Source organism: Streptomyces avidinii, from assembly GCF_014650695.1.
Taxonomy (GTDB): domain Bacteria; phylum Actinomycetota; class Actinomycetes; order Streptomycetales; family Streptomycetaceae; genus Streptomyces; species Streptomyces avidinii.
The window spans coordinates 135,740-157,254 of sequence record NZ_BMVL01000002.1; the positions used below are offsets into that span (position 1 = coordinate 135,740).

Here is a 21,515-nt window from a genome sequence, read left to right on the forward strand (position 1 = left end):
TCATCCCTGCTGGGCGCTCGATTTTGGGATGAATGTAATAGTTGTCACGATTCTCACCCCTTGCGCATTCCCGCTCACCGACCGCACGCCCGGGCCGCCCGACGGCTGCGGTCAGCGGGGTCCGGCGGGTGGTCCGAGCCGGGTCAGCAGTGCGATCGCACGCGCCAGGTCGGAGCCGGAGCCCGGGCTCCGCAGGCAGCTGTCCAGCCGGGCCGTGGCCTCGGCGGCCCGCTCGCGGTAGGCGCCGGCCTCGCCCAGCTGGGCACCGGCCACGGCGATGCGGAAGAGGGGCATGACCCAGGAGTCGGCCGGTCCGCCGGGCAGGGCCCGCAGCGGACCGCGCACCACCTCCAGGGCTTCGGCGAGGACGGACGTCGCCTCGGCCGTGCGCCCGAGCTCGGCCAGGATCCAGACGCGCGTCCCCAGCGCGTCGAGCAGGTCCGGTACGTGCCGGCCGGGGTCCTCCCTCACGAGGGTGCGCCGGATCCCGATCGCCTCGGCGAGGGCGCGGTCGGCCTCGTCACCGCGTTGGAGCAGGGACAGGATGACGGCACGGTGGTGCAGGATGGCGGCGGTCAGCGTCGGGATGGGGGCGGCGGCCGCCCGGTGGACCCGGAGGGCAGTGTCCACCCCGCGCAGTGCGCCGCCCCCTCGCCCCTGGGCGAAGCGCTGCATGGCGTACCGGTCGATCAGGAGGGCGGTACGCAGCGGGTCGAGCCCGTCGGGAACCGTGCCGAGGCGTCGCAGCACGCCCACGGCGGACTCGGCCGCGTCCAGCGACTCCTCGGTCCGGTCCAGGACCCTGAGCACCTCGCTGTGCTCCAGGAGAGCCGCGGCGAGGTCGGGCAGGTGGCGGTCCGGTTCCGCATCGGCCAGCGTGGTCAGCAGGGCCACGGCCTCGCCGGACGGCGCCTGCGCCTCTGCGGTGCGGCCGGCCGTCACGAGAAGCCTCAGCCATTGCCTCAGCACGCTCGGGAGTTCGGCGCGCGCCGCCCCGGGGTTCGTGCGCGCCGCCTCCCGGACGGCACCGACGGCCTCGACGACGGCGTCCAGGGCTCTGTCGTGCTGCTCGGCCTTGGCGAGATCGGCGCTCAGGTTCTTCAGGGTGTGGGCGAGCATGATCCGGCCCGTCTCCGGGCGCTCGGCCGCGGCGGCGCGAGCGACCTCGGCCGCCTCCTCGCTCACCGTCAGCGCCTCGGCGTGGCGGCCCAGCGCGTGCAGCCTGTTGCCGAGACCGAGCAGGGCCGCGACGAGGGAGCTCCGGTGGCTCCCGGGGCGCCCGCGTACGAGGGCCCGGCTCACGTCCACGGCTTCCCCGGCCGAGGCCACCGCGGCCTCCAGGTGCTCCAGCTGCTCCTGCACATTGGCCAGGGTCGTCAGACTCATGCCCAGGTCACGCAGGTGGGTGTCGGGCGAGTCGGCCGCCAGTTCCCGCCGCAGCCGTACCGCCTCCGTGATCTTCTGGTGCGCCTCCTCCACGTGTCCCGTGCGACGCAGTGCGATCGCGAGGGTGTGGAGGGCGTGGGCGTGGGCGGCCAGGTGCTCGGCTCCCCGCAGTTCGTACAGCTCTGCGTACAGGTCGGCCGTTTCGCGGCTCGCTTCGAGGGATTCGGGCAGGCGGCCCAGGTCGTCCAGCCGTACGGCGAGGTTGAGCAGTCCGCTCGCGAGATCCCGCAGGTGTGTCTCCCGGTCCAGCGCCACGAGGCGGCGCCGCAGCGCGACGGACCTCGAAATCGCGCCCAGGGACTCGTCGCCCAGGCCGTGGTCGGCCAGCTGCCCGCTGAGGGTGGCCAGCCCGACCGCGACCCGGGGCAGCCACTGCCCCGGCTGGGCCGCCTCCAGCCTCTCCCAGATGTCGACGGCCTCGAAGGCGGCCTCCAGTCCCTGATCCCGTTCGCCCGCGTCGTCGAGACGCAGGGCCAGCTGGCGCAGGTGCTCCGCCAGGTAGGGCAGGCGCGCGGGGTCGTGCGGTGGGCGGGCCCGGTCGTGGGCGACGACGCGCCGGGCGAGGAGGACGGCCCATGAGGCCAGCCGCTCGCTGTAGGGCGGCAGGACGGCGGCAAGCCGCCGGAGCACGTCCGGGGACAGGTCCGGGGCCTTGACGATGGTGTCGAGGGCCGACAGCAACGGTCCCGGGGCGGCGGTGCGCGTGGCGAGGGCGACGGCGTGCGGGGCCAGCACATCCGGGTGGGCGAGGCACAGGTCCCGCAGCGGGGCGTCGAGCCCTCCGCGGAAGACGGGGTGGGCTGCCGCCCTGGCGTAGAGGTCGAGCAGGTGCGCGGCCTGTGCGGGTGCGGCGCTCGCGGCCAGGTGGTGGGCGAGGGATGGCTCGTCGCTCAGCCGTCGGCCGACGAACCGCTCCGTGAGCCGGTCGGGCTGCAGGCTGCCCCACGCGGCGCCCGTGGTGGGCGGGTAGAGCTCGGAGATCCAGGTGCGCACACTGGCCCGACGACCGCCGCTCTCGCCGTCCAGGGAGGGCAGCCGCCGCAGAACGGCATCGGCCTGCTCCCGGTTCACCCTGCCGACCAGGAACGATGCCGCGAGCGCTTCCTCCAGCGTGCGCCGGCTCAGATGGCCGTGCAGGTCCGGCCGGGTCCGCGCGCTGCCCCGCCAATAGCCGTCCTCGTGGGCGAGCAGCCGGTCCTCGACCCGTTCCACGTCGTTGCGCCGCGACTCCCCCGACTCCCCCGACTCCCGCGGCACCTGCGGCTCTCCGGGCCCGTACGCGGCGGCAGCGGCGTCCAGCAGATCGACGAGGGCCGTCATGTGCAGGGTGAGGGCGTTGCCGTGGCCGTCCTGGTCCAGTGGGGGTGTCGGCAGGGACCCCGCGAGGGCGGCCCAGTCCGGCGGGGCCGAAGCCGTGTGCGCGCTCCGTCCACCCGGCGCGGCCAGGGCGGTGGCGAGCGCCGTCAGAGCGTGCCGGTATGCGCTGCGCCGGTCGGCGGGCCCGGTCTGGAGCTCCTCCAGGGCGATCTTGTCCTCCTCGGCGAGGAGTTCCTCGGAACGGCTCGAACAGGAGCGCAGTGCCGTCCACCAGTCCCCGTCGGCCCGGGCGAGGAGCAGGAGCTTGAGGCGGTGTTCCCGCGGATGCCGCGCGGCGGCGCGCAGCAGCGCTTCCGCCTGTGCCGGGCGGGTCTCGGCGTAGTCCAGCACGACCAGCAGCGGTGCGGCCACCTCCCGGACGACCGCGAGGTCCCGGGGTTCCGCATGGGGGTCGGGCCACCACACCTGCCACGGGACGGGCCTCCCGTCCGCGCCCCCCACCGGCGTCCCCGCCAGGTCCGCGGCGAGGCGTCCCGCCAGCCGGGTCTTCCCCTGGCCGCCCGCACCGTGGAGCAGCAGACCGCCGAACCCTTCGGCGGCGCACCACTGCCGGAGCCGGGCGAGGAGGTCGCTGCGCCCGTAGAACGGCACGACACTCTGTTCGGGACGCAGCAGCCCCGCCGGGGAGGCCGGTGGTGCGTTCGACGGCCGCCGATCGAGGTCGGCCAGGGCGCCGAGCTCGGCGCCCTCCGGCGGGGCGTACGCACCGGCCGCCTTCAGCGCGTCGCAAAAGCCCGGGTCACGGTGCAGTTCGGCGGCGGGCACCGCCAGAACGGCGCCGTGTGCGAAGTCCGCGGCGTCCTCGGCGACCACCCCGACCAGCAGCTCCCCGCAGAAGACGGGGCCGCCCGAGAGACCGCCCCAGGGCGAGCCCTTGCGGTCGGTCCAGGTGGGCGGGTGCTGGGTGACGCCGCAGTAGTGACGGCCGTTGACGGATCCGCTGCCGGGGTTGACCTCGCACGTCAGTTGGTACACCTCGATCTCCCGGCCGCGGCGCTGGACCACGTTCGGCAGGCCCCAGACCTCGACCCGCTGCTTCGGCCGGTCGGTGACGAAGCAGCCCCAGCGCACCGGCCCGGCGTCCGCGCCGGACCAGCCGGGCCCGGTGACGCGCACCAGGGCAGCGTCGTCCGTGCCCTGCGGCGTACCGCACCACACCACCTCGCCGGTGCGGTCGTCGCCGTGCAGGGGCCGGAACAGCCGGACCCGGGCGCCCTGCCCGGCGACGACATGGGCGGAGGTGAGCACCAGGCCCGGCCCGACGAGACACCCCGTGCCGGGCCCGCCGGCGCCGATGACGCCGACCAGACGGGAGCGGATCATGCGGGCCCGGTCAGGGGGTACCGGGGGCGGTGGGCCGCTCCCAGGCGCCGTGGACGGAGACGTCCCGGCCGTCGGCCAGACGGGGAGTGAGGGTCAGGGCGATGCGCTGGGTGCGTTCCCGCCCGAGGCCCGCCTCTGCGTCCGCGGACACGACCCAGGCCCGGAACCCGGACTTCACCGTGGCGTCGGTGCGCAGCACCACCGTGAACTCCAGCTCCACGGGTCCCACGGTGAACTGGAGTTCTTCACCTGCCCCGTTGGCGGTCGCGGCCTGCAGTTCCTCGCGTATCGCGGCGACCGCGTCCGCCAGGCCGATCTCCCCGGAACGTGCCATCGATTCCCCCTTACGCCCAGCGCGCCCGCGGCGGGCGGCGCATGGTTTCCACGGTAGCGAAGGCGGGGCTCCGCCGGGCCGAAACCAGGATCAACTCGGCCTTCGGGCACCCGCGTTGCCGTCGCGGGATCATCGGGCTAGATTTCTGGAAACTGTTTCTAATTCGAGCGGGGCTGGCTGACGTGTTGGAGCTGACGGGGAGCGGAGCCGAGCCGCTGGAGGCGGGGGATCCGCGCCGGATCGGGTCGATTCCGCTGGCGGGCCGGCTCGGCGCCGGAGGCATGGGGCGGGTGTACCTCGGGATCCGCGAGGGCCGGTACGTCGCCGTCAAACAATTACTGTCCTCCGTCGTCGGCGAGGACCAGGACTTCCTGCGCCGCTTCGGACACGAGCTGGACAACCTCGCCCGGCTGCCCGCCGACGCCACCGCGCCGCTGCTGGACAGCGACCGCACCGCCGCTCCCCCGTGGTTGGCCACCGCATACATTCCCGGACTCACCCTGCGGGAGGCCATCGCTCTGCACGGCGGCCCGCTCCCCGCACACGCGCTGTGGCTGCTGCTGCGGGAGGCCGCGGCGGGGCTGGCGGCGGTGCACGCGCTGGACATGGTGCACCGGGACCTCAAGCCGTCCAACGTGATGCTGACCCTCGACGGCCTCACCCTCATCGACTTCGGCGTGGCCCGGGCCGCCGAGCAGAGCCAGCTGACTCGGACCGGCATGGTCGTGGGCACGCCCGCCTACATGGCACCCGAACAGGCTTCGGGGCGGCGGCGGTTGAGCGGCGCCACCGATGTGTTCGCACTGGGCTCGGTACTCGCCTACGCGGCGTGCGGTCAGCCGCCGTTCGGCGACGAGTCGGGGCACGGCGTGCTGTACCGCATCGTCCACGAGGAGCCCGACCTGGAGCCGTTGCGGGAGCTGGAGCCGGACCTCGCCGACCTGGTCGCGGCCTGCCTCGACAAGGACCCGGAGGGCCGGCCCGCCGCCGCTGAACTCCTCGAACGCGCCCTGGAGCGGGGTCCGTTCCCCGACCCGCTGTGGCCGGAGGCCGTCACCGAGCGGCTGGCCGCCCGGGCCGCCTTCGCCGCGAACGTGCAGGAGGTCGACGTACCGACGGTCCCGCTCACCGGGGAGAAGACGGAATCGGAGCCCGACGCGGAGCCGACCCCGGCACCCGGCCCGGCCCCGGGGCCCGTCGACCTCGCTCCGCCGGCCACGGTCCGGCCGGAGCGGACCGAGCGCCGGCGCCGGACCCGCGTGCTCCTCGCCGTCGTGCCCGTCGTCGTGGTCGCGGGCGGGACGACCCTCGCCATCCAGCACCTCCCGTACACCTCGACGCCGCAGGCCGGGTCCGGCAGCACCCCGTCCACCCAGGTCACCGCGCCGGTCGACCCGACGGCGGCGGCAGCGGGCGGCAGCCCCTCGGGTACGGCGTCACCCGTGCAGCCGCCCGCCCAGGACCCGGCGCAGGGCGGTACGGGCGGCCCCCCGGCCGCGGCCGCCGGAGGCGCGGGCGGAACCGGCCCCGGCTCCGGCACGGGCCCCGGCGCCGGGGCGCAGCCGGGCTCGGGCAACGGCGGTGGCGCCGGCAGCCCCGCGAACGCGGGTGGCACCGGCAGCACGCGTCCCTCCGGCGGCGGGACGTCCACGGCCCCCACCGCCCCGGTACCCCCCGCGCCTCCCGCGTCCGGCACCTTCCGCTTCCGCAACGGCAACAACAGCAAGTGCATCACGCAGGTCTTCGGTTCCTCGGACATCGGCGACTGCGCGGACGCGACCGCCCGGTGGACGGTGCAGGGCAGGCCGGACGGCAGCTTCAAGCTCGTCAACCAGCAGAGCGGCAGCTGCCTGTACGCCAACATGCTCGGCCAGGCGGTCTTCGTCGGCGACTGTGCCCAGGACACCGCCCGTCTGTGGCGCACCGGGTCGGGCGGCAGCCTCCGCAACGACTACAACGGGGGCTGCCTCGACCTGGGCATGAGCAGCGGCCTGGTCACCAAGTCCTGCGGCGGGGAAGCGTCACAGCGCTGGACGCGGCAGAGTTAGGCCGTCTCTCATCCGGGGAGGGCGCCTGGATCGGCGCCGGTCAGGTCACGACTTGCCTCCCACAACGGCGCTGCGACGGAGGCGTCGGCGAGGTGGCTCCAGATCGGTTCCTGCCGGGGCTCGCCGCTCAGGCCGAAGACCCGTGGTCCCCACAGCTGGCCTCCGGCCACGGCCGGGTCGAGCACTGCTCGGACCGCGGGCCATGCGCCGGCGTGCTTGCCCTGGAGGAGGAGGGCCGCAGGGGCCGCGCTCAGCCGGGCGCCGGTGGTTCGCGTGTGGACCGGCGGCCGTGACGGGGTGAGGGAGTCCAGCGCGCCGCCGGGGTGGACCACCACGCTCGTCACCGTACGGCCGGCGGCGCGCAGGCGGCGGTCGAGTTCGATGCCGAAGTACATCTGCGCCAACTTGGAGCGTCCGTAGGTGCGCTTGGGCCGGTAGTCCGTCCGGGACTGCAGGTCGTTCAGCTCGATCCGCTCCGACTTCGCCGCGAAGCTGCCCATGGTCACCACGCGTGCCGCCGGCGCGGCCGACAGCAGCGGCATCAACCACCGGGTCAGGGCGAAGTGCCCGAGGTGGTTCGTGCCGAACATGAGCTCGTGACCGTCCCCGGTCTCTCTGCGCGGCGGGTCGTCGAGCGCGACGCCGGCATTGTGGACCACCGCGTCGAGGCGGTCCACGTCCATTGATTCCACCGCTGTTTCGAGCGAGGAGAGGTCGGCGAGGTCCAGCCGTACGGCCCGCACCCGCGCACCGGCCACGCGCGCGCGGATCGAGGCCGTGGCGGCCTCGGCCCTGGCGGGATTCCGGCAGCCGAGTACGACGGTGGCTCCGGTCCCCGACAATTGCTCCGCGACGAAGTACCCGATGCCGGCGTTGCCGCCGGTCACCAGGAAAACGCGGCCATCGGCACGCGGCAGCCGTTGGACATTCCAAGGCGGGGTGAAGGATGCGGAGGACATGGCGGCGGCTCCCTTGTGCTGGTGAAGGCGGCTGCGACTGCTCCGCCGGCACCGCCCACGGTTCCAGCGGCCACCGACAGATCGCCTACGGATCACCGACAGTGGAAAGGGAGCGGAACACCTGGCCGCTCGCCGCCGCTCGGTCCCGCCTACGCCGAGGTCTTGCCCCTGCCCTTGGGCCCACCGTTCGTCGGCGGGTATCCGGGCCTCGCCGGTATCGACGGGCCCGTCCCCGGTGACGGTACCGGCAGCGGCGGGAGCGCCGGCTCGTACAGCCAGGCCGTGAACAGGTCGTCCAGCGGCTCGGCCGCGTACCGGGCCACGTGGTGGGTGAAGCCGGTGGTGGACACGACCGCGTGGCGGTGGACCGTGGGCCAGTCGCGCAGCATGCGGAAGAACGCGCTCTCGCCCAGCGCGCAGCGGATCGCGTGCACCGCGAGCCCCCCGCGCTGGTAGAGGCGGTCGTCGAACATCAGCTTGCGGCCGGGGTCGGCCAGTCGCAGGTCCTGCGGCTGCGAGGCCAGCAGCCGGTGCGCGTTGGCCGCGAGCTCCTGCGCGGTGCGGCCGCCGGAGCGCTCCGACCAGAGCCATTCGGCGTACTTCGCGAAGCCCTCGTTCAGCCAGATGTGCCGCCAGTCGGCGATGGTCACGCTGTTGCCGAACCACTGGTGCGCGAGTTCGTGGGCGATGAGCCGTTCCGAACCCCGGACGCCGTCCACGTGGTTGGCCCCGAAGGTGGACAGGCCCTGCGCCTCCACGGGGACGTCCAGCTCCTCGTCGGCGACGACCACCGCGTACTCGCTGAAGGGGTAGGGCCCGAAGAGCTCCTCGAACAGCCCCATCATGGCCGGCTGCCGGGCGAAGTCACGGGAGAACCGCGGCAGCAGGTGGGCCGGTACGTGGGCACTCTGCGGGATTCCGCCGAGCCCGGGGTCACCGAGGAGCACCGTCTGGTACATGCCGATGGACAGGCCGACCAGGTAGCTGGAGGTCGGCGCGGCCTGCTCGTAGACCCAGGTCGTGGTGCTGGCCTTCGTCGTGCGGGTGAGCAGCCGGCCACCGGCCACGACCGTGTACGCGGACGGCGTGTTGACCGAGATCTGGTACGAGGCCTTGTCTGCGGGCCGGTCGTTGCACGGGTACCAGGACGGCGCGCCGACGGGCTGGCTGGCGACCAGCGCCCCGTCGGTCAGCTCCTCCCAGCCGAGGCCGCCCCACGGGCTGCGCACGGGCTTGGGGTTGCCCGCCCAGTGCACCTCCACGGTGAAGGCGGAGCCGCCGGGGAGCGGCTTGGCCGGGCGGATCCGCAGTTTGCCGGCGCGGTGGGTGTAGTGCGGGGCGCGCCCGTTCACCAGGATCCGGCCTATTTTGAACTCGGCCAGGTTCAGGTGGAACTCGGCGAGCGGCGCCCGCCCGGCGATCGCGCTGATCCGGGCCGTCCCGGCGAGCCGGTTGGGGCCGGGACGGTACTCCAGAGCGATCTCGTACCGGTGCACTCGGTAACGGGAGTCGCCGTTCGCGGGGAAGTACGGGTCCGATGGCGCTGTTCTCTGGCCGCTCACTGCCGCTTCCGCTCCCTGCGCTGTGCTCGTACGACGTGCTGGTGTACCGGTGTGCCGGTGCTCCCGCCGGTGCCGGCCGTGGCGCGGACGGCCCGGTCAGGACCGCCACGCCTCGATCGGGTTGCCCAGCCAGCGGGTGTCGGCGGGGACGGATTCCCCGGCCATCACGAGTGAGGCGGGGCCCAAGGTACTGCGGGCCCCCACCGTGCTCCCGGGCAGGACGATTCCGCCCGGGCCCAGGGTGGCGCCCTCATGGAGCACCACAATATCCGTCCTCAAGATCCGGTCGTGGAAGAGGTGCGTCTGCAACACACAGCCACGGTTCACGCTGACCCCGTCGCCCAGGACGACCAGGTCCGTCTCGGGCAGCCAGTAGCTCTCGCACCACACGCCGCGGCCGATCCGGCCCCCGAGTCCCCGCAGCCACAGGGCCAGCACCGGTGTACCGGGCACCGATCCGGCCAGCCACGGCACGGCGAGGACCTCGACGAAGGTGTCGGCCAGCTCGTTGCGCCACACGAAACCGCTCCACAGCGGGTGCTCCCCCGTCCGGTGCCGGCCGACCAGCAGCCATTTGGCGCACACCGCGACCGAGCAGGCGGCCAGTCCCGCAGCCAGCAGGACCGCTCCGGAGAGCAGCGCGGCGCCCCAGACGCCCGGTCCGCTCCGCGTGGTGAGCGCGCAGAGCGCCGCCACCGTCAGCACGGCCAGGGCGGCCGAGCAGAACACCGGGACGAGCCGGCACAGCTCCACCAGCCCGCGCGCCCACAGCAGCCGTGCGGGCGGCTCGTAGGTCCGGCTCTGGTCGGCGTCCGCGGTGGACCGGGGCAGCTTGACGGGCGGGAGGCCCAGGTAGGAGCTGCCCTTCTTGGCCTTCTTGGGAGTGGCGGACAGGACGCCCACCAGCCCGTCGTCCGGCACGGTGCGGCCCGGGGCGGTCATGCCCGAATTCCCGAGGAAGGCCCGGCGGCCGATCTCGGAGTGCCCGATCCGGACCCAGCCGCCGCCCAGCTCGTAGGGGGCGGTCAGGGTGTCGTCTGCGAGGAAGGCGCCCTCACCGACGGTGGTCAGGCTCGGCAGCGCGAGCACGGTGGACACTTCGGCGCCCCGGCCGATCTTCATTCCGAGCAGCCGCAGCCACACCGGTGTGATCAGTCCGGCGTACAGCGGGAAGAGCGTCTCGCGGGAGAGGTCCATCAGCTGGGTGACCGTCCAGGCCTGCCAGCCGACCCTGCTGTGCGTCGGGTGGGTTCCCGTCCGCAGCCCGAGGCTGAGCAGGCGTACGGCGACCAGCAGCAGGGCCGCGTACGCGCATCCGAAGGCGAGCGCCCCCGGCACCACGGCGAGGAGGGCTCCGCGCAGCGCTCCGGCGAGTCCGGCGTCGGCGGGCACGAAGAGGCTCACCACGAGGAGGGCGGGCAGGGCGGCGAGTACGGGCAGGGCCGTGAGGCAGAAGCCGGCCGCCCCGTACGCGGCCCGCCAGGGAAGCCCGCGCTGCGGGCGCTCCTTGGGCCAGTTGTGCTTGGCCTTGCCGAGCTTGCCGGCGGGTGCGCCGGCCCAGCGCTGGCCGGTGGGGATCTGCCCGACCACGGCCGAGCCGGGGGCCACCTCGGCACGCTTGCCGACCCGCGCGCCGGGGAAGAGGATGCTGCGGGTGCCGACCGCCGCGCCCGCACCGACCTTGATCGCGCCGATCTCCAGGTGGTCCCCGTCCAGCCAGTGGCCGCAGAGGTCCACCTCGGACTCCACGGCGCAGCCGCGGCCGAGTTTCAGCATGCCGGTGACCGGGGGCAGGGAGTGCAGGTCGACCTCGGGGCCGATCTTGGCACCGAGAGCCCGCCCGTAGCGCTCCAGCCAGGAACCGGTGAGGGACGTGGCGCCGACGCACTCGGCCAGTCGCTCGGCCGTCCACAGCCGCAGGTGCACGCTTCCGCCGCGCGGGTGGCGTCCGGCCTTCACGCCGCGCATCAGGAGGCGGGCTCCGCCTGCCGCGATCGCGAGCCGGCCGGGCGGGCTGTACAGCAGCAGTGCACCGGCGGCGACGAGCCACCAGGAGGCGGTCGGCGCCCACGGGTAGGGCCCGAACCGGTGCAGCACGTTGCCCAGGGCCAGCACGGCGACCGTCCAGCGCAGGCCGACCAGGGTGAAGAGCGGGAGCAGCAGGAGGGACTGGACCAGCTGGGATCGCAGCGGGACGGGGGTGACGGTCCGCGCCGTTCCGTCGTCGTGGGCGGACTTCTCCAGGTGCCGGGCCAGCTTGCGCAGGGTGGGCTGCTGGTAGATGTCGAGGACTGCGGCGCTCGGGTAGCGGGTCCGCAGCCGGGTGGTGAGCCGGGCGGCGGCGAGGCTGCCGCCGCCGATCGCGAAGAAGTCGTCGGCGGCGCCGCTGACGGTCACCCCGAGGGTCTCGGTCCACTGCTCGGCGAGCCAGGCCTCGGTGCCGTAGAGCTGTTCCGTGGGGCCGGAGGTCTCCAGGTCGGGCAGCGGCCAGGGCAGCGCGTCCCGGTCGACCTTGCCGGAGGTGCGGGTGGGCAGCTCGGCGACGGGTGCGAGCAGGGGGACGAGGGCGGCGGGCAGCTCGGCGCGCAGCCGGGTCACCGCCGCCGCGTGGTCCCAGCCGTCCTGGGTGACGAGGTAGCCGACGAGCAGCTGGTTGCCGCTGCGTGCGGTGCGTACGGCGGCGGCCGCGCCCGCGACGCCGGGCAGGGCCTGCAGCGCCGCGTCGACCTCGCCCAGCTCGATCCGGCGGCCGCCGAGCTTGATCTGCTCGTCGGCGCGACCGAGGAAGATCAGGCCTTCGGGTTCGGCGCGTACGAGGTCGCCGCTGCGGTAGGCGCGCTGCCAGCCGAGGGATTCGAGCGGGGCGTACTTCTCGGCGTCCTTGTCGGGGTCGAGGTAGCGGGCCAGGCCCACTCCGCCGATCACGAGCTGTCCGCTGCCGCCCATGGGCACCGGTTCCCCGGACTCGTCGACGACGGCCAGTTCCCAGCCGTTCAGCGGGAGGCCGATCCTGATCGGCTCCTGTCCGGTCAGCAGGGCGGCGCAGGCGACGACGGTGGCCTCGGTGGGGCCGTACGTGTTCCAGACCTCGCGGCCTTCGGTGACCAGGCGCTGGGTGAGCTCCGGGGGGCAGGCCTCGCCGCCGAAGATCAGGAGCCGGACCTCGTTGAGCGCCTCGGGCTCCCAGAGCGCCGCCAGGGTCGGCACGGTGGAGACCACGGTGATCTCCTGGTCCACGAGCCAGGGGCCCAGGTCGGCGCCGCTGCGCACCTGGGAGCGGGGTACGGGCACGAGGCAGGCGCCGTAGCGCCAGGCCAGCCACATCTCCTCGCAGGAGGCGTCGAAGGCGACGGACAGTCCGGCCATGACGCGGTCGCCGGGGCCGATCGGCTCCTCGGGGAGGAACAGCGCGGCCTCGGCGTCCACGAAGGCCGCGGCGCTGCGGTGGCTGACGGCGACGCCCTTGGGCTTGCCGGTGGAGCCGGAGGTGAAGATGATCCACGCGTCGTGCTCGGGGCCGGGGCGCGAGGCGGCGGCGCGGGCGCCGGGCTCGGCGGCCCGGCCCGTGAGGATGCGCTGTCCGCCGCCGAGTACCGCGCGGACCCCGGCCTCTCCGAAGACCAGGTCGGCACGTTCGTCGGGGTCCTCGGCGTCGACCGGTACGTAGGCGGCGCCGGCGGCGAGCACGGCCAGGATGGCCACGTACAGCTCGTTGGTCCCGGACGGCACGCGGACGCCGACCCGGTCGCCGAGCCCCACTCCGGCGGCCGCGAGGGCCCGGCGCCGGCGCTCGACCTCGATGGCCAGCGCCCGATAGGTCAGTCGGGTGGTTCCGTCGTCGAGGGCGAGCTCGTCGGGGTACGCCCGTACGGTGGCCTCGAAGATGTCGACGAGGGTGCGGGTGGGGGCGGCCGGCCCGGCAATGAAGCGGGCGGACTTGCCGGACTCCTCCGGCGTCTCCCCGTCGTCGAGCAGAGTGAGTTCACTGCACTCAGGTGTGACTGCCATCGGCCCTCACGTCTCGTTCCCGGCAATGTCCGGGTCGCCGGCGGAGCCCGGGTCTGCCCAGGTTGTTCCGGATCGGCGCCAAACAACCCACCAGTCTAGTGCGCCATCAAGGGTTTTCTTGTTGAAGCCTCGCGCGTGGCCGGGAAGAGACGGTGGTCAGCCAGCGGATCGCGGGGCTGCCCGGGGCGACCGGTGCGGCAACCGGGGGCAGGGCGGAGCGTGAGCGGCCGGTCGCATATCGTCCGTCGATATGAGCGATCATGTTGCGCCGACAACGCGTTTCCTCGTACTGCGCCAAGCGGGAGGCCCAGCGCGGCCTGGACGGCTTCGGCGCGCTCGCCGACCGGGAGATCGTGTGGCTGCGGCGGCGCTGGGACTACGGGAACGACGAGGATCAGACGCTCTACCTGATGGAAGTCGAGTCGGACGGCCGGCGCACGCGCCAGGTCGAGCTGACTCCGGACGGCGCGGGGGTGCGCAGCGGACCCGACGACTGGCCCTTCAACCCGCCCGTCGTGGACCTCTTCGACCCCGAACTCGTGGGCATGGAAATCAGCCAGGACGAGTTCGAGAGGAACTGGCTCGGCGCCCGACCGATGGAGTGGCCGGACGAGGAACAGTCCGAGGAACAGGCCGAGGGATAGAACGCGCGGTGCGGGTGCCCGCGGCTACGCGCAGTTCGGGCACAGGCCGCGGTAGGTGACCTCGACCGCGGACACCGTGAAGCCGAAGCGCTCCTCCGCCGGGAGGCCCGCCAGTGGGTCGCCGGTCGGGTGGACGTCGCGGATGGCCCCGCAGGCGGAGCACACCAAGTGCTGGTGCGGGTGGTGCGCGTTGGGGTCGTAGCGCTTGGCCCGGCCGTCGGTGGTGACCTCCGCGACCTCGCCGAGGGCGACCAGTTCGCCCAGGGCGTTGTAGACGGTCGCCCGGGAGATCTCCGGCAGCCGCTGGGCGGCGCGGGCATGGACCTCGTCCGCCGTGAGGTGCACGTGGTCGCCGTCGAGGACCTCCGCGACCACCCTCCGCTGGGACGTCATCCGCCAGCCACGCCCGCGCAAACGCCCCAGCAGGTCACTCATATCGGCCCACCTATTCAGGTTCGACGGGGTGCCCCGAAGTGTGTCGAGGGACATCCGGAATCCGATCACATGTGGATCTGGTGTCCTTCTTGACTTGGATTCTGTCCATCGTAGGATCGGATTCGTAGATAGCCAAGAGACAGGGAGACCCCAGGGCGGCAGGTGACGAAGACGTGACGGAGCACCGCCCGCGAGCTGCGCGGTGCAGACACGCGCGTACCGGCCGCCGGCGTCCCCCTGTTCACAGCCGTCCGGGGCGGTGACCCCTCGGCGCCGTGGCGATCGACGAGGCCGAGCAAGTGCACTCGGGGCCCCGCGCCCCGGCCGTTCCATCGCATTCAGTCGTATTCAGTCGTATTCAGTTGCTTTAGTTCGCATTCAGTTCCTGAACACCGTGATCCGCCTGGTACGGAAGGATTCCCATGTCCGAGAACCATGATGCAATCGTCACCGACTCCAAGTCGGAGGGTGGGGAGGGCTGTCCTGTGGCCCACGGGCGGGCCCCGCACCCGACCCAGGGTGGCGGAAACCGCCAGTGGTGGCCGGAACGGCTCAATCTGAAGATCCTCGCCAAGAACCCCGCCGTGGCCAATCCCCTCGGCGAGGAGTTCGACTACGCCGCGGCGTTCAAGACCCTCGACCTTCCCGCCGTGAAGCGGGACATAGCGGAGGTGCTGACCACCTCCCAGGACTGGTGGCCCGCCGACTTCGGCCACTACGGCCCGTTCATGATCCGGATGGCCTGGCACAGCGCGGGCACGTACCGGATCAGCGACGGCCGCGGCGGCGCCGGAGCCGGTCAGCAGCGCTTCGCCCCGCTCAACAGCTGGCCGGACAACGGCAACCTCGACAAGGCCCGTCGCCTGCTGTGGCCGGTGAAGAAGAAGTACGGCAAGAGCCTCTCGTGGGCCGACCTCATGATCCTCACCGGGAACGTGGCCCTGGAGACCATGGGCTTCGAGACCTTCGGGTTCGGCGGCGGCCGACCGGACGTCTGGGAGCCCGACGAGGACGTCTACTGGGGCCCCGAGACCACCTGGCTCGACGACGAGCGCTACACCGGCGACCGTGAGCTGGAGAACCCCCTCGGCGCGGTCCAGATGGGCCTCATCTACGTCAACCCGGAGGGCCCGAACGGCACTCCCGACCCGATCGCCGCGGCGCGCGACATCCGGGAGACGTTCCGCCGGATGGCGATGAACGACGAGGAGACGGTGGCTCTGATCGCGGGCGGCCACACCTTCGGCAAGACCCACGGCGCGGGCCCGGCGGAGAGCGTCGGACCCGACCCCGAGGCCGCCCCGCTGGAGGCGCAGGGTCTGGGCTGGAGCAACTCCTTCGGGACCGGCAAGGGTGGCGATGCGATCACCAGTGGTCTTGAGGGCATCTGGACCAACACCCCGATCGCGTGGGACAACACCTTCTTCGAGATCCTGTTCGGCTACGAGTGGGAGCTGTTCAAGAGCCCCGCCGGAGCGCACCAGTGGCGGCCGAAGGGCGGCGCCGGGGCGGGTACCGTGCCCGACGCCCACGACGGGTCGAAGACCCACGCCCCGACGATGCTCACGACCGACCTCTCCCTGAGGTTCGACCCGGCGTACGAGCAGATCTCCCGGCGCTTCCTCGAGAACCCCGCCGAGTTCGCCGACGCCTTCGCACGCGCCTGGTTCAAGCTGACCCACCGCGACATGGGCCCGATCGTGCGCTACCTCGGCCCGGAGGTCCCGGCCGAGACGCTGCTGTGGCAGGACCCGCTCCCCGCGGTGACGCATGCGCTCGTCGACACCGGTGACGTCGCCGCCCTCAAGCGCCAGGTCCTCGCCTCCGACCTGTCGGTGTCCCAGCTCGTCTCCGTCGCGTGGGCCTCGGCCTCGTCCTTCCGCGGCAGCGACAAGCGCGGCGGTGCCAACGGCGGGCGCATCCGCCTCCAGCCGCAGAGCGGGTGGGAGGTCAACGAGCCCGACCAGCTGGCAGGGGTACTGCGTACCCTGACCGGGATCCAGGAGTCCTTCAACTCCGCCCAGAGCGGCGACAAGCGGATCTCGCTCGCGGACCTGATCGTGCTGGCCGGTGCGGCCGCCGTCGAACAGGCCGCCGAGGACGCCGGATTCGCCGTCCAGGTCCCCTTCACTCCGGGCCGCGCGGACGCGACGCAGGAACAGACGGACGTGGAGTCGTTCGCCGCGCTGGAGCCGGCCGCCGACGGATTCCGCAACTACCTCGGGAAGGGCAACCGACTGCCCGCCGAGTACCTCCTGCTCGACCGGGCGAACCTGCTGACCCTGAGCGCCCCCGAGATGACGGTCCTGGTCGGTGGCCTGCGCGTGCTGGGCGCGAATCACCAGCAGACGCCCCTGGGCGTCCTCACCGCGACCCCCGGGTCCCTGACCAACGACTTCTTCGTCAACCTGCTCGACCTGGGCACGACGTGGACGGCCACGTCCGAGGACGCGAACGCGTTCGAGGGCCGCGACTCCGCCACGGGCCGGGTCAAGTGGACCGGGACGCGGGCCGATCTCGTCTTCGGCTCGAACTCGGAGCTGCGCGCGCTCGCGGAGGTCTACGCGAGCGACGACGCGAAGGAGAAGTTCGTGAAGGACTTCGTCGCCGCGTGGCACAAGGTGATGAACCTGGACCGGTTCGACCTCGCCTGACGGTGCCGTGACGTCCGGGCCGGCCCGCACCGGCCGGCCCGGGCGGCTAACAGGGCTGCAGGAAGGCGTCAAGTCACGACATTCAGCGGCATGACACGGTTCGACCTCCGGAGGCTTACTCGGGGTGTGGGCGCTCACACGCAACCGGTGACCCGCATCCCATCCCTTCGACCTGGAGGTTCCCATGTCCCCCACCTCCCGCACCCTGCGCTTCGCCCTGCTCGCCGCCTCGACCTCGCTGGCGGCAGGAGGGGCACTGCTCCCCACGGGCGCCCTCGCCGCCCCGGCTCCGACGCATACGATCACGCTCCCGGCCGGCTCGACCGCCAGACTCGCGGTGTGATCCCGTAGTGCCCGGACGGGCACCCGAACGGGCACCCGAACGGGCACGGCTCCCGAAGGAGCCGCGCCCTTCAGCCCGGCAGCTGCTCGACCACGCTGGTGCCGCTGCCCTCCTGCGACTCCCACGTCCATGTCTCCTCCAGGCGGAGGCGGCCGTCGGCCAGTTCCGTCAGGACCGAGGTGCAGTGCCCGGACGCGGTCGTTCCGTCGAGGCGGAGCTGGACGTAGCGGAAGTCGATCGTGTCGGCGTCCCTGGTGCCGACGAGACAGCCCCTGGCCACGTCCCCGCCCCAGTACTCGGCCCAGATCCGGCCGTCCTGCTCGTGGTAGTCGAACCGGGTCTGCCGGCCGACCTGGCCGGGTGCCTGGTCGGCCACGGGGGCGAAGACGAGGCCGTCGAGCGAGCGCGCCACCGATAACTCCTCAGGGGGGGAAGGCGATCCGGCCCACCACCCTAGACGGGTCGCGTCCGGCCGGACGCGACCGGGGCCGTCCCGGCCCGCAGGGCCGGTGAGGTCTCGGGTCCGTGGGCGAAGTCCTGACGTACGTACTCGTGCAACGCGACCGTCAGCAACCGAGGAAGGACAGCCGGATCTGGCGCCGCGGGTTGTCCCGGTTGGTGTCCACGAGGGTGACGGACTGCCAGGTTCCGAGCTCCAGCATCCCGTCGAGCACCGGCAGCGTCGCGTGGGGCGGGACGATCGCGGGCAGTACGTGGTCCCGCCCGTGGCCGGGGGATCCGTGCCGGTGCCGCCAGCGGTCATCGGCCGGCAGGAGGGACTCCAGGGCCTTCAGCAGGTCGTCGTCGCTGCCCGCTCCCGTCTCGATGACGGCGAGTCCGGCGGTCGCGTGCGGTGTGAAGATGTTCAGCAGTCCGCTCCGGCCCTGCGCCACCTCCCGGAGGAAGGCGGCGCAGGCATCGGTCAGGTCATGGACGGTCTCCCGGTCCCCGGTCGTCACGTCGATCGTTCGTGAAGCAAAGAAGTCGGCCATGCCTGCATCCTCGCGCCCGGGCCCCTCGGGAACACGCAACCCCGACCGGTGTCGGCCGAGCGGGTCAGTCGACTCCCAGGAGGCGACGGCGGTCGTCGGGGCGGGAGGCGAACTCCGCGCAGGCCGCCCGGTGGACGATGCCGCCCTTCTGCATGACGGCCACGTGCTCGGCGACGGAGAGGGCCAGCCCCAGGTTCTGCTCGACCAGGACGACCGTCATGCCCTGCGCGGCCACCTCGCGGATCACCTCCCCCACCTGCGCGACGATCGCGGGAGCCAGCCCGTCGGACGGCTCGTCGAGGAGGAGCAGCCGCGGATTGCCCAGGAGGGCCCGGGCGATCGCGAGCATCTGCTGTTCCCCTCCGGAGAGTTCGTCACCCCGGTGTCCGAGCCGCTCCCCCAGCCTCGGCAGCAGGTCGAGGATGCGTGCCCGGGTCCACGGCCCGGGCGCGGCGCGCCGCGGTGCGGCGATGGCGAGGTGCTCCGCCACGGTCAGCGGCGCGAACACCCGGCGTCCCTGGGGTACGACCCCCACTCCGGCCCGGGCGATCACATCGACCCGGGCTCCGGCGATCTCCCGGCCGTCGACGGTGATGCTGCCCTCGTAGGGCCGGACGAATCCCATGACGGTCGATATCAGGGTGGTCTTGCCGACCCCGTTGCGCCCGAGTACGGCGAGGATTCCGCCGGGTTCGACGTCGAGGTCGACGCCGGTCAGGACCACGCCCCCGGCGTATCCGGAACGCAGGCCGCGAATCTGGAAGTACGGTTTCACGAGGTGGCCTCCGTGGTGCCCAGGTAGGCCCGCTGGACCTCGGCGGAGGCCCGCACGTGGTCCGGTGTACCGGTGGTGAGGTGTCGGCCGAGGTGCATGACGGTGACGGTGTCGGCGAGCTCGAAGACCATGTCGAGGTCGTGTTCGACCAGGAGGACGGTCACCTCTTCGGGCAGGGCGGCGATCAGCTTCGTGAGCCGCTCGGTCTCCGCCGGCGACATGCCGGCGGCCGGCGTCCAGGAGCAGCAGCCGCGGTTCGGTGGCCAGCGCGACGGCGACCTCCAGTTGCCGGCGTTCCCCGTGCGAGAGGGCGGCCGCGCTCAGGTCGTGCCGGTCGGGCAGGCCCACTCGTTCCAGCAGCGTGCGGGCGCGCGCGAGATCCGCCGCCCGGGCGCTCACCCTCCGCCATCCGCCGAGCCCCGCCCCCGTCCGAAGCAGCACGGCGAGCAGGACGTTCTCCAGCACGGTCTCCCGCATGAAGAGGCTGGAATGCTGGAAGGTCGCGGCCGTCCCCAGCCCGACACGGCGGTGCACGGGCAGCCGCGTCACGTCCCGCCCGTCCAGCAGGACGGCGCCCGTGCTGGCGGGCAGGGTTCCACTGATGAGGCCGAACAGCGTGGACTTGCCCGCACCGTTGGGACCGATGATCGCGTGTCGCGCACCGGACCGTACGGTGAGGGACACCTCGTCGACGGCGGTGAAGGACCCGAAGTGCTTCGACACCCGGCGCAGTTGCAGTAGGTCGAGATCGCTCACGCCGTCCTCTTCCGGCTCGGCTGGTGCGGGAGCCGTACGCCGGCCAGTCCGCGGGGCAGGGTGTAGACGGCGATGACGAAGAGCAGCCCGAGCAGCAACGGGCCGCGCCCGGCGACGGCTTCGAGGTTGCCGAGGTAGTCGCGGGTCAGCCAGATGAGCGCGGCCGCGGCGCAGGCTCCCCACATCGAGCCCGTGCCGCCGATGACGACGGCCAGCAGCGCGAGGGCGGCGATCTCGAAGCCGGCGTCGCCGGGCGAGACGAACCGCTGGACCGAGACCCACAGCGAACCGGCGGCACCGGCCAGCGCCGCCGCCCCGCAGTAGACGGTCAGGGCGTACCGCCGGGTGGGGTAGCCGATCGCCTTCATGCGCGGCTCGTTGTCCCGGATCCCGCGCAGGGCGAGGACGAAGGGGGTCGAGCCCAGGCGGGTGACGGCCCCGAGCAGCAGCAGGAACACGGCCAGTACGTAGAAGTAGACCAGACCGTCGAGCTCCAGCGCGGGGGTGCCGGGCAGTGGCACGACGGGCGGGACACCGGATATCCCGTCGGTGCCGCCCGTCACCGGCTTCCAGTTGACGGCGGCGCTGTAGACGATCTCGCCGATGGCGAGCGTCAGCATCAGGAACACCACGCCGCGGGCGCGGACGGCGAGCCACCCGGTGGGCACGGCCACCAGCGCCGAGACACCCGCCGCGATGAGCAGCTGGAGCGGGCCGATGTCCGTGAGGTTCTTCGCGACGACGGCCGCGGTGTAGGCGCCGACGCCGAAGTAGGCGGACTGGCCGAGGGTCGGCAACCCGGTCAGCCCGGTGAGCAGGTTCACGCTCAGTGCGAGCAGCGCGAACACCAGGATCCGCGACAGGGTGGCGACGGCGTACGGGCCGAGCAGGAAGGGGGCCAGGGTGAGCCCGAGGAGTACGGCGGTCCCGGCCACCCGGGACGCCGTGGGTGCGGTGAGGGACGTGCTCGTGGACGTGCTCATGTGCGCACCGCCGAGGGGACCAGGCCGTGCGGGCGGACCACGAGCACGAGCAGCATGGTGCCGAAGAGGAGGAAGGGCGCGTACTGCGGGAGCAGCGCCACCCCGAGGGTCTGGACCTGGCCGATGAGCAGCGCCCCGGCGAGGGCGCCGCGCACGGATCCGAGGCCGCCGACGACCACGACCACGAGGGAGAGGACGAGCACGCTTTCGTCGACGCCGGGGCCGGGGCCCAGGATGGGCGCACCGAGCACACCGCCCACCGCCGCCAGGGCGGCGCCGAACGCGAAGACCCCGTAGAGCACCTTGCGGATGTCGACGCCCTGGGCGCGGACCATGTCCCGGTCCGCGACGGTGGCCCTGACGAGCGCTCCGAGCGAGCTGCGTTCGAAGACGAGGTGCACGAGGAGCGCGAGGGCGGCCGCGACGGCGATGAACACCAGCCGGTACACCGGATACGTGTGGCCGAGCAGGTCCACCGTGCCGCGCAGCGACGCCGGGGGGTCCGTGGGCAGTACCTCGCCGCCGAAGGCGGCCGCGAGGAGGTCGGCGACGATGAAGGTGATGCCCAGGGTGAGCACGGCCTGGTCCAGGTGACCGCGCCGGGCCAGCGGCTGGGTGAGCAGGGTCAGCGCCGCGCCGCCGAGGGCGCCCACCAGCGCGCCGGCCGCGAGGGCGAGGAGCAGGCCCGGCACGGTTCCGTCCGAGAGGGCGTAGGCGGTGTAGGCCCCGGCGAGGTAGAGCGTGCCGTGCGCCAGGTTGAGCACGTCCATCATGCCGAAGACCAGGGAGAGGCCGACCGCGATCGTGAACAGCAGCAGTCCGAAGGCGATCCCGTCGACGACGCTGACGAGGTTGCCGTCCAGCCATCCGGCCATG

The 21,515-nt window shown here is 73.0% G+C and carries 16 protein-coding genes and 1 pseudogene; 4 read left to right on the top strand and 13 right to left on the bottom strand.

The genetic code is table 11. The features are described 5' to 3' along the window. Positions 1-111: 111 nt before the first annotated feature. Entirely contained in the window at positions 112-4,146 is a 4,035-nt protein-coding gene (locus IE257_RS04745; protein ID WP_189965025.1) for a trypsin-like peptidase domain-containing protein, read from the bottom strand. Between the two features lie 10 nt (positions 4,147-4,156). Then, entirely contained in the window at positions 4,157-4,480 is a 324-nt protein-coding gene (locus tag IE257_RS04750; RefSeq protein WP_189965027.1) for a trypco2 family protein, read from the bottom strand. A gap of 182 nt (positions 4,481-4,662) precedes the next feature. Between IE257_RS04750 and IE257_RS04755 the strand changes: the two genes are divergently transcribed. Beyond that, positions 4,663-6,528: a serine/threonine-protein kinase gene (locus IE257_RS04755; RefSeq protein ID WP_189965029.1), complete on the top strand. Its 1,866-nt coding sequence runs from the start codon at positions 4,663-4,665 to the stop codon at positions 6,526-6,528. 8 nt (positions 6,529-6,536) lie between these two features. On the opposite strand, the gene IE257_RS04760 is transcribed toward IE257_RS04755, so the two are convergent. The 3 genes from IE257_RS04760 to IE257_RS04770 all read right to left on the bottom strand — a co-directional run bounded on the left by IE257_RS04760 (position 6,537) and on the right by IE257_RS04770 (position 13,057). After that, positions 6,537-7,487, bottom strand: a complete 951-nt coding sequence (locus IE257_RS04760) for an SDR family NAD(P)-dependent oxidoreductase (protein WP_189965031.1) — start codon at positions 7,485-7,487, stop codon at positions 6,537-6,539. 149 nt (positions 7,488-7,636) lie between these two features. Then, the gene (locus IE257_RS04765; RefSeq protein WP_189965033.1) at positions 7,637-9,049 is read right to left on the bottom strand and encodes a M1 family metallopeptidase; all 1,413 of its coding nucleotides are present in this window, start codon (positions 9,047-9,049) and stop codon (positions 7,637-7,639) included. Positions 9,050-9,145: 96 nt separating this feature from the next. After that, complete coding sequence (locus IE257_RS04770) at positions 9,146-13,057, bottom strand: Pls/PosA family non-ribosomal peptide synthetase (protein ID WP_189965035.1); 3,912 nt, start codon at positions 13,055-13,057, stop codon at positions 9,146-9,148. A gap of 260 nt (positions 13,058-13,317) precedes the next feature. Here IE257_RS04770 and IE257_RS04775 point away from each other — a divergent pair, with 260 nt between their 5' ends. After that, the gene (locus tag IE257_RS04775; RefSeq protein WP_189965038.1) at positions 13,318-13,701 is read left to right on the top strand and encodes a hypothetical protein; all 384 of its coding nucleotides are present in this window, start codon (positions 13,318-13,320) and stop codon (positions 13,699-13,701) included. Between the two features lie 24 nt (positions 13,702-13,725). On the opposite strand, the gene IE257_RS04780 is transcribed toward IE257_RS04775, so the two are convergent. After that, on the bottom strand, positions 13,726-14,136 hold the full coding sequence (locus IE257_RS04780; RefSeq protein WP_189965040.1) for a Fur family transcriptional regulator: 411 nt from the start codon (positions 14,134-14,136) through the stop codon (positions 13,726-13,728). 422 nt (positions 14,137-14,558) lie between these two features. Between IE257_RS04780 and katG the strand changes: the two genes are divergently transcribed. Both katG and IE257_RS04790 read left to right on the top strand, forming a co-directional pair. Further along, positions 14,559-16,790 carry a catalase/peroxidase HPI gene (katG, locus tag IE257_RS04785; RefSeq protein ID WP_189965042.1) on the top strand — a complete coding sequence of 744 codons (2,232 nt, stop codon included), beginning with the start codon at positions 14,559-14,561 and terminating at the stop codon, positions 16,788-16,790. 184 nt (positions 16,791-16,974) lie between these two features. Then, positions 16,975-17,133 (top strand): hypothetical protein, encoded by a 159-nt coding sequence (locus IE257_RS04790; RefSeq protein ID WP_189965044.1) that lies wholly within the window; start codon positions 16,975-16,977, stop codon positions 17,131-17,133. A 70-nt stretch (positions 17,134-17,203) separates the two neighbouring features. Here IE257_RS04790 and IE257_RS04795 read toward each other — a convergent pair whose 3' ends face one another. From IE257_RS04795 to IE257_RS37865, 7 genes and pseudogenes are all read right to left on the bottom strand, one after another. Continuing rightward, positions 17,204-17,545, bottom strand: coding sequence for an avidin-fold protein (locus tag IE257_RS04795; RefSeq protein WP_189965046.1), 342 nt, complete (start codon positions 17,543-17,545; stop codon positions 17,204-17,206). A gap of 154 nt (positions 17,546-17,699) precedes the next feature. Beyond that, positions 17,700-18,125, bottom strand: a complete 426-nt coding sequence (locus IE257_RS04800; RefSeq protein ID WP_189965048.1) for a secondary thiamine-phosphate synthase enzyme YjbQ — start codon at positions 18,123-18,125, stop codon at positions 17,700-17,702. 64 nt (positions 18,126-18,189) lie between these two features. Further along, on the bottom strand, positions 18,190-18,900 hold the full coding sequence (locus tag IE257_RS37850) for an ABC transporter ATP-binding protein (RefSeq protein WP_229920121.1): 711 nt from the start codon (positions 18,898-18,900) through the stop codon (positions 18,190-18,192). Then, complete coding sequence (locus tag IE257_RS37855) at positions 18,897-19,121, bottom strand: ABC transporter ATP-binding protein C-terminal domain-containing protein (protein ID WP_229920122.1); 225 nt, start codon at positions 19,119-19,121, stop codon at positions 18,897-18,899. The genes IE257_RS37850 and IE257_RS37855 overlap by 4 nt, the downstream gene beginning before the upstream one ends. 25 nt (positions 19,122-19,146) lie before the next feature. After that, a pseudogene (locus IE257_RS39295) lies at positions 19,147-19,656 on the bottom strand (ABC transporter ATP-binding protein); the annotation flags it as partial. Then, complete coding sequence (locus IE257_RS37860) at positions 19,653-20,639, bottom strand: branched-chain amino acid ABC transporter permease (RefSeq protein WP_229920123.1); 987 nt, start codon at positions 20,637-20,639, stop codon at positions 19,653-19,655. The gene IE257_RS37860 and the pseudogene IE257_RS39295, both read right to left, overlap by 4 nt. Continuing rightward, entirely contained in the window at positions 20,636-21,514 is an 879-nt protein-coding gene (locus IE257_RS37865; protein ID WP_229920124.1) for a branched-chain amino acid ABC transporter permease, read from the bottom strand. Before IE257_RS37865 ends, IE257_RS37860 begins: the two co-directional genes overlap by 4 nt. Position 21,515: the final 1 nt, after the last annotated feature.

Coding starts and splice junctions, on each gene's coding strand:
- IE257_RS04745 (WP_189965025.1), bottom strand. CDS start 4,146: ATGATCCGCTCCCGTCTGGTCGGCGTCATCGGCGCCGGCGGGCCCGGC.
- IE257_RS04750 (WP_189965027.1), bottom strand. CDS start 4,480: ATGGCACGTTCCGGGGAGATCGGCCTGGCGGACGCGGTCGCCGCGATA.
- IE257_RS04760 (WP_189965031.1), bottom strand. CDS start 7,487: ATGTCCTCCGCATCCTTCACCCCGCCTTGGAATGTCCAACGGCTGCCG.
- IE257_RS04770 (WP_189965035.1), bottom strand. CDS start 13,057: ATGGCAGTCACACCTGAGTGCAGTGAACTCACTCTGCTCGACGACGGG.
- IE257_RS04775 (WP_189965038.1), top strand. CDS start 13,318: ATGTTGCGCCGACAACGCGTTTCCTCGTACTGCGCCAAGCGGGAGGCC.
- IE257_RS04780 (WP_189965040.1), bottom strand. CDS start 14,136: ATGAGTGACCTGCTGGGGCGTTTGCGCGGGCGTGGCTGGCGGATGACG.
- katG (WP_189965042.1), top strand. CDS start 14,559: ATGTCCGAGAACCATGATGCAATCGTCACCGACTCCAAGTCGGAGGGT.
- IE257_RS04790 (WP_189965044.1), top strand. CDS start 16,975: ATGTCCCCCACCTCCCGCACCCTGCGCTTCGCCCTGCTCGCCGCCTCG.
- IE257_RS04800 (WP_189965048.1), bottom strand. CDS start 18,125: ATGGCCGACTTCTTTGCTTCACGAACGATCGACGTGACGACCGGGGAC.
- IE257_RS37855 (WP_229920122.1), bottom strand. CDS start 19,121: ATGTCGCCGGCGGAGACCGAGCGGCTCACGAAGCTGATCGCCGCCCTG.
- IE257_RS37860 (WP_229920123.1), bottom strand. CDS start 20,639: ATGAGCACGTCCACGAGCACGTCCCTCACCGCACCCACGGCGTCCCGG.
- IE257_RS37865 (WP_229920124.1), bottom strand. CDS start 21,514: ATGGCCGGATGGCTGGACGGCAACCTCGTCAGCGTCGTCGACGGGATC.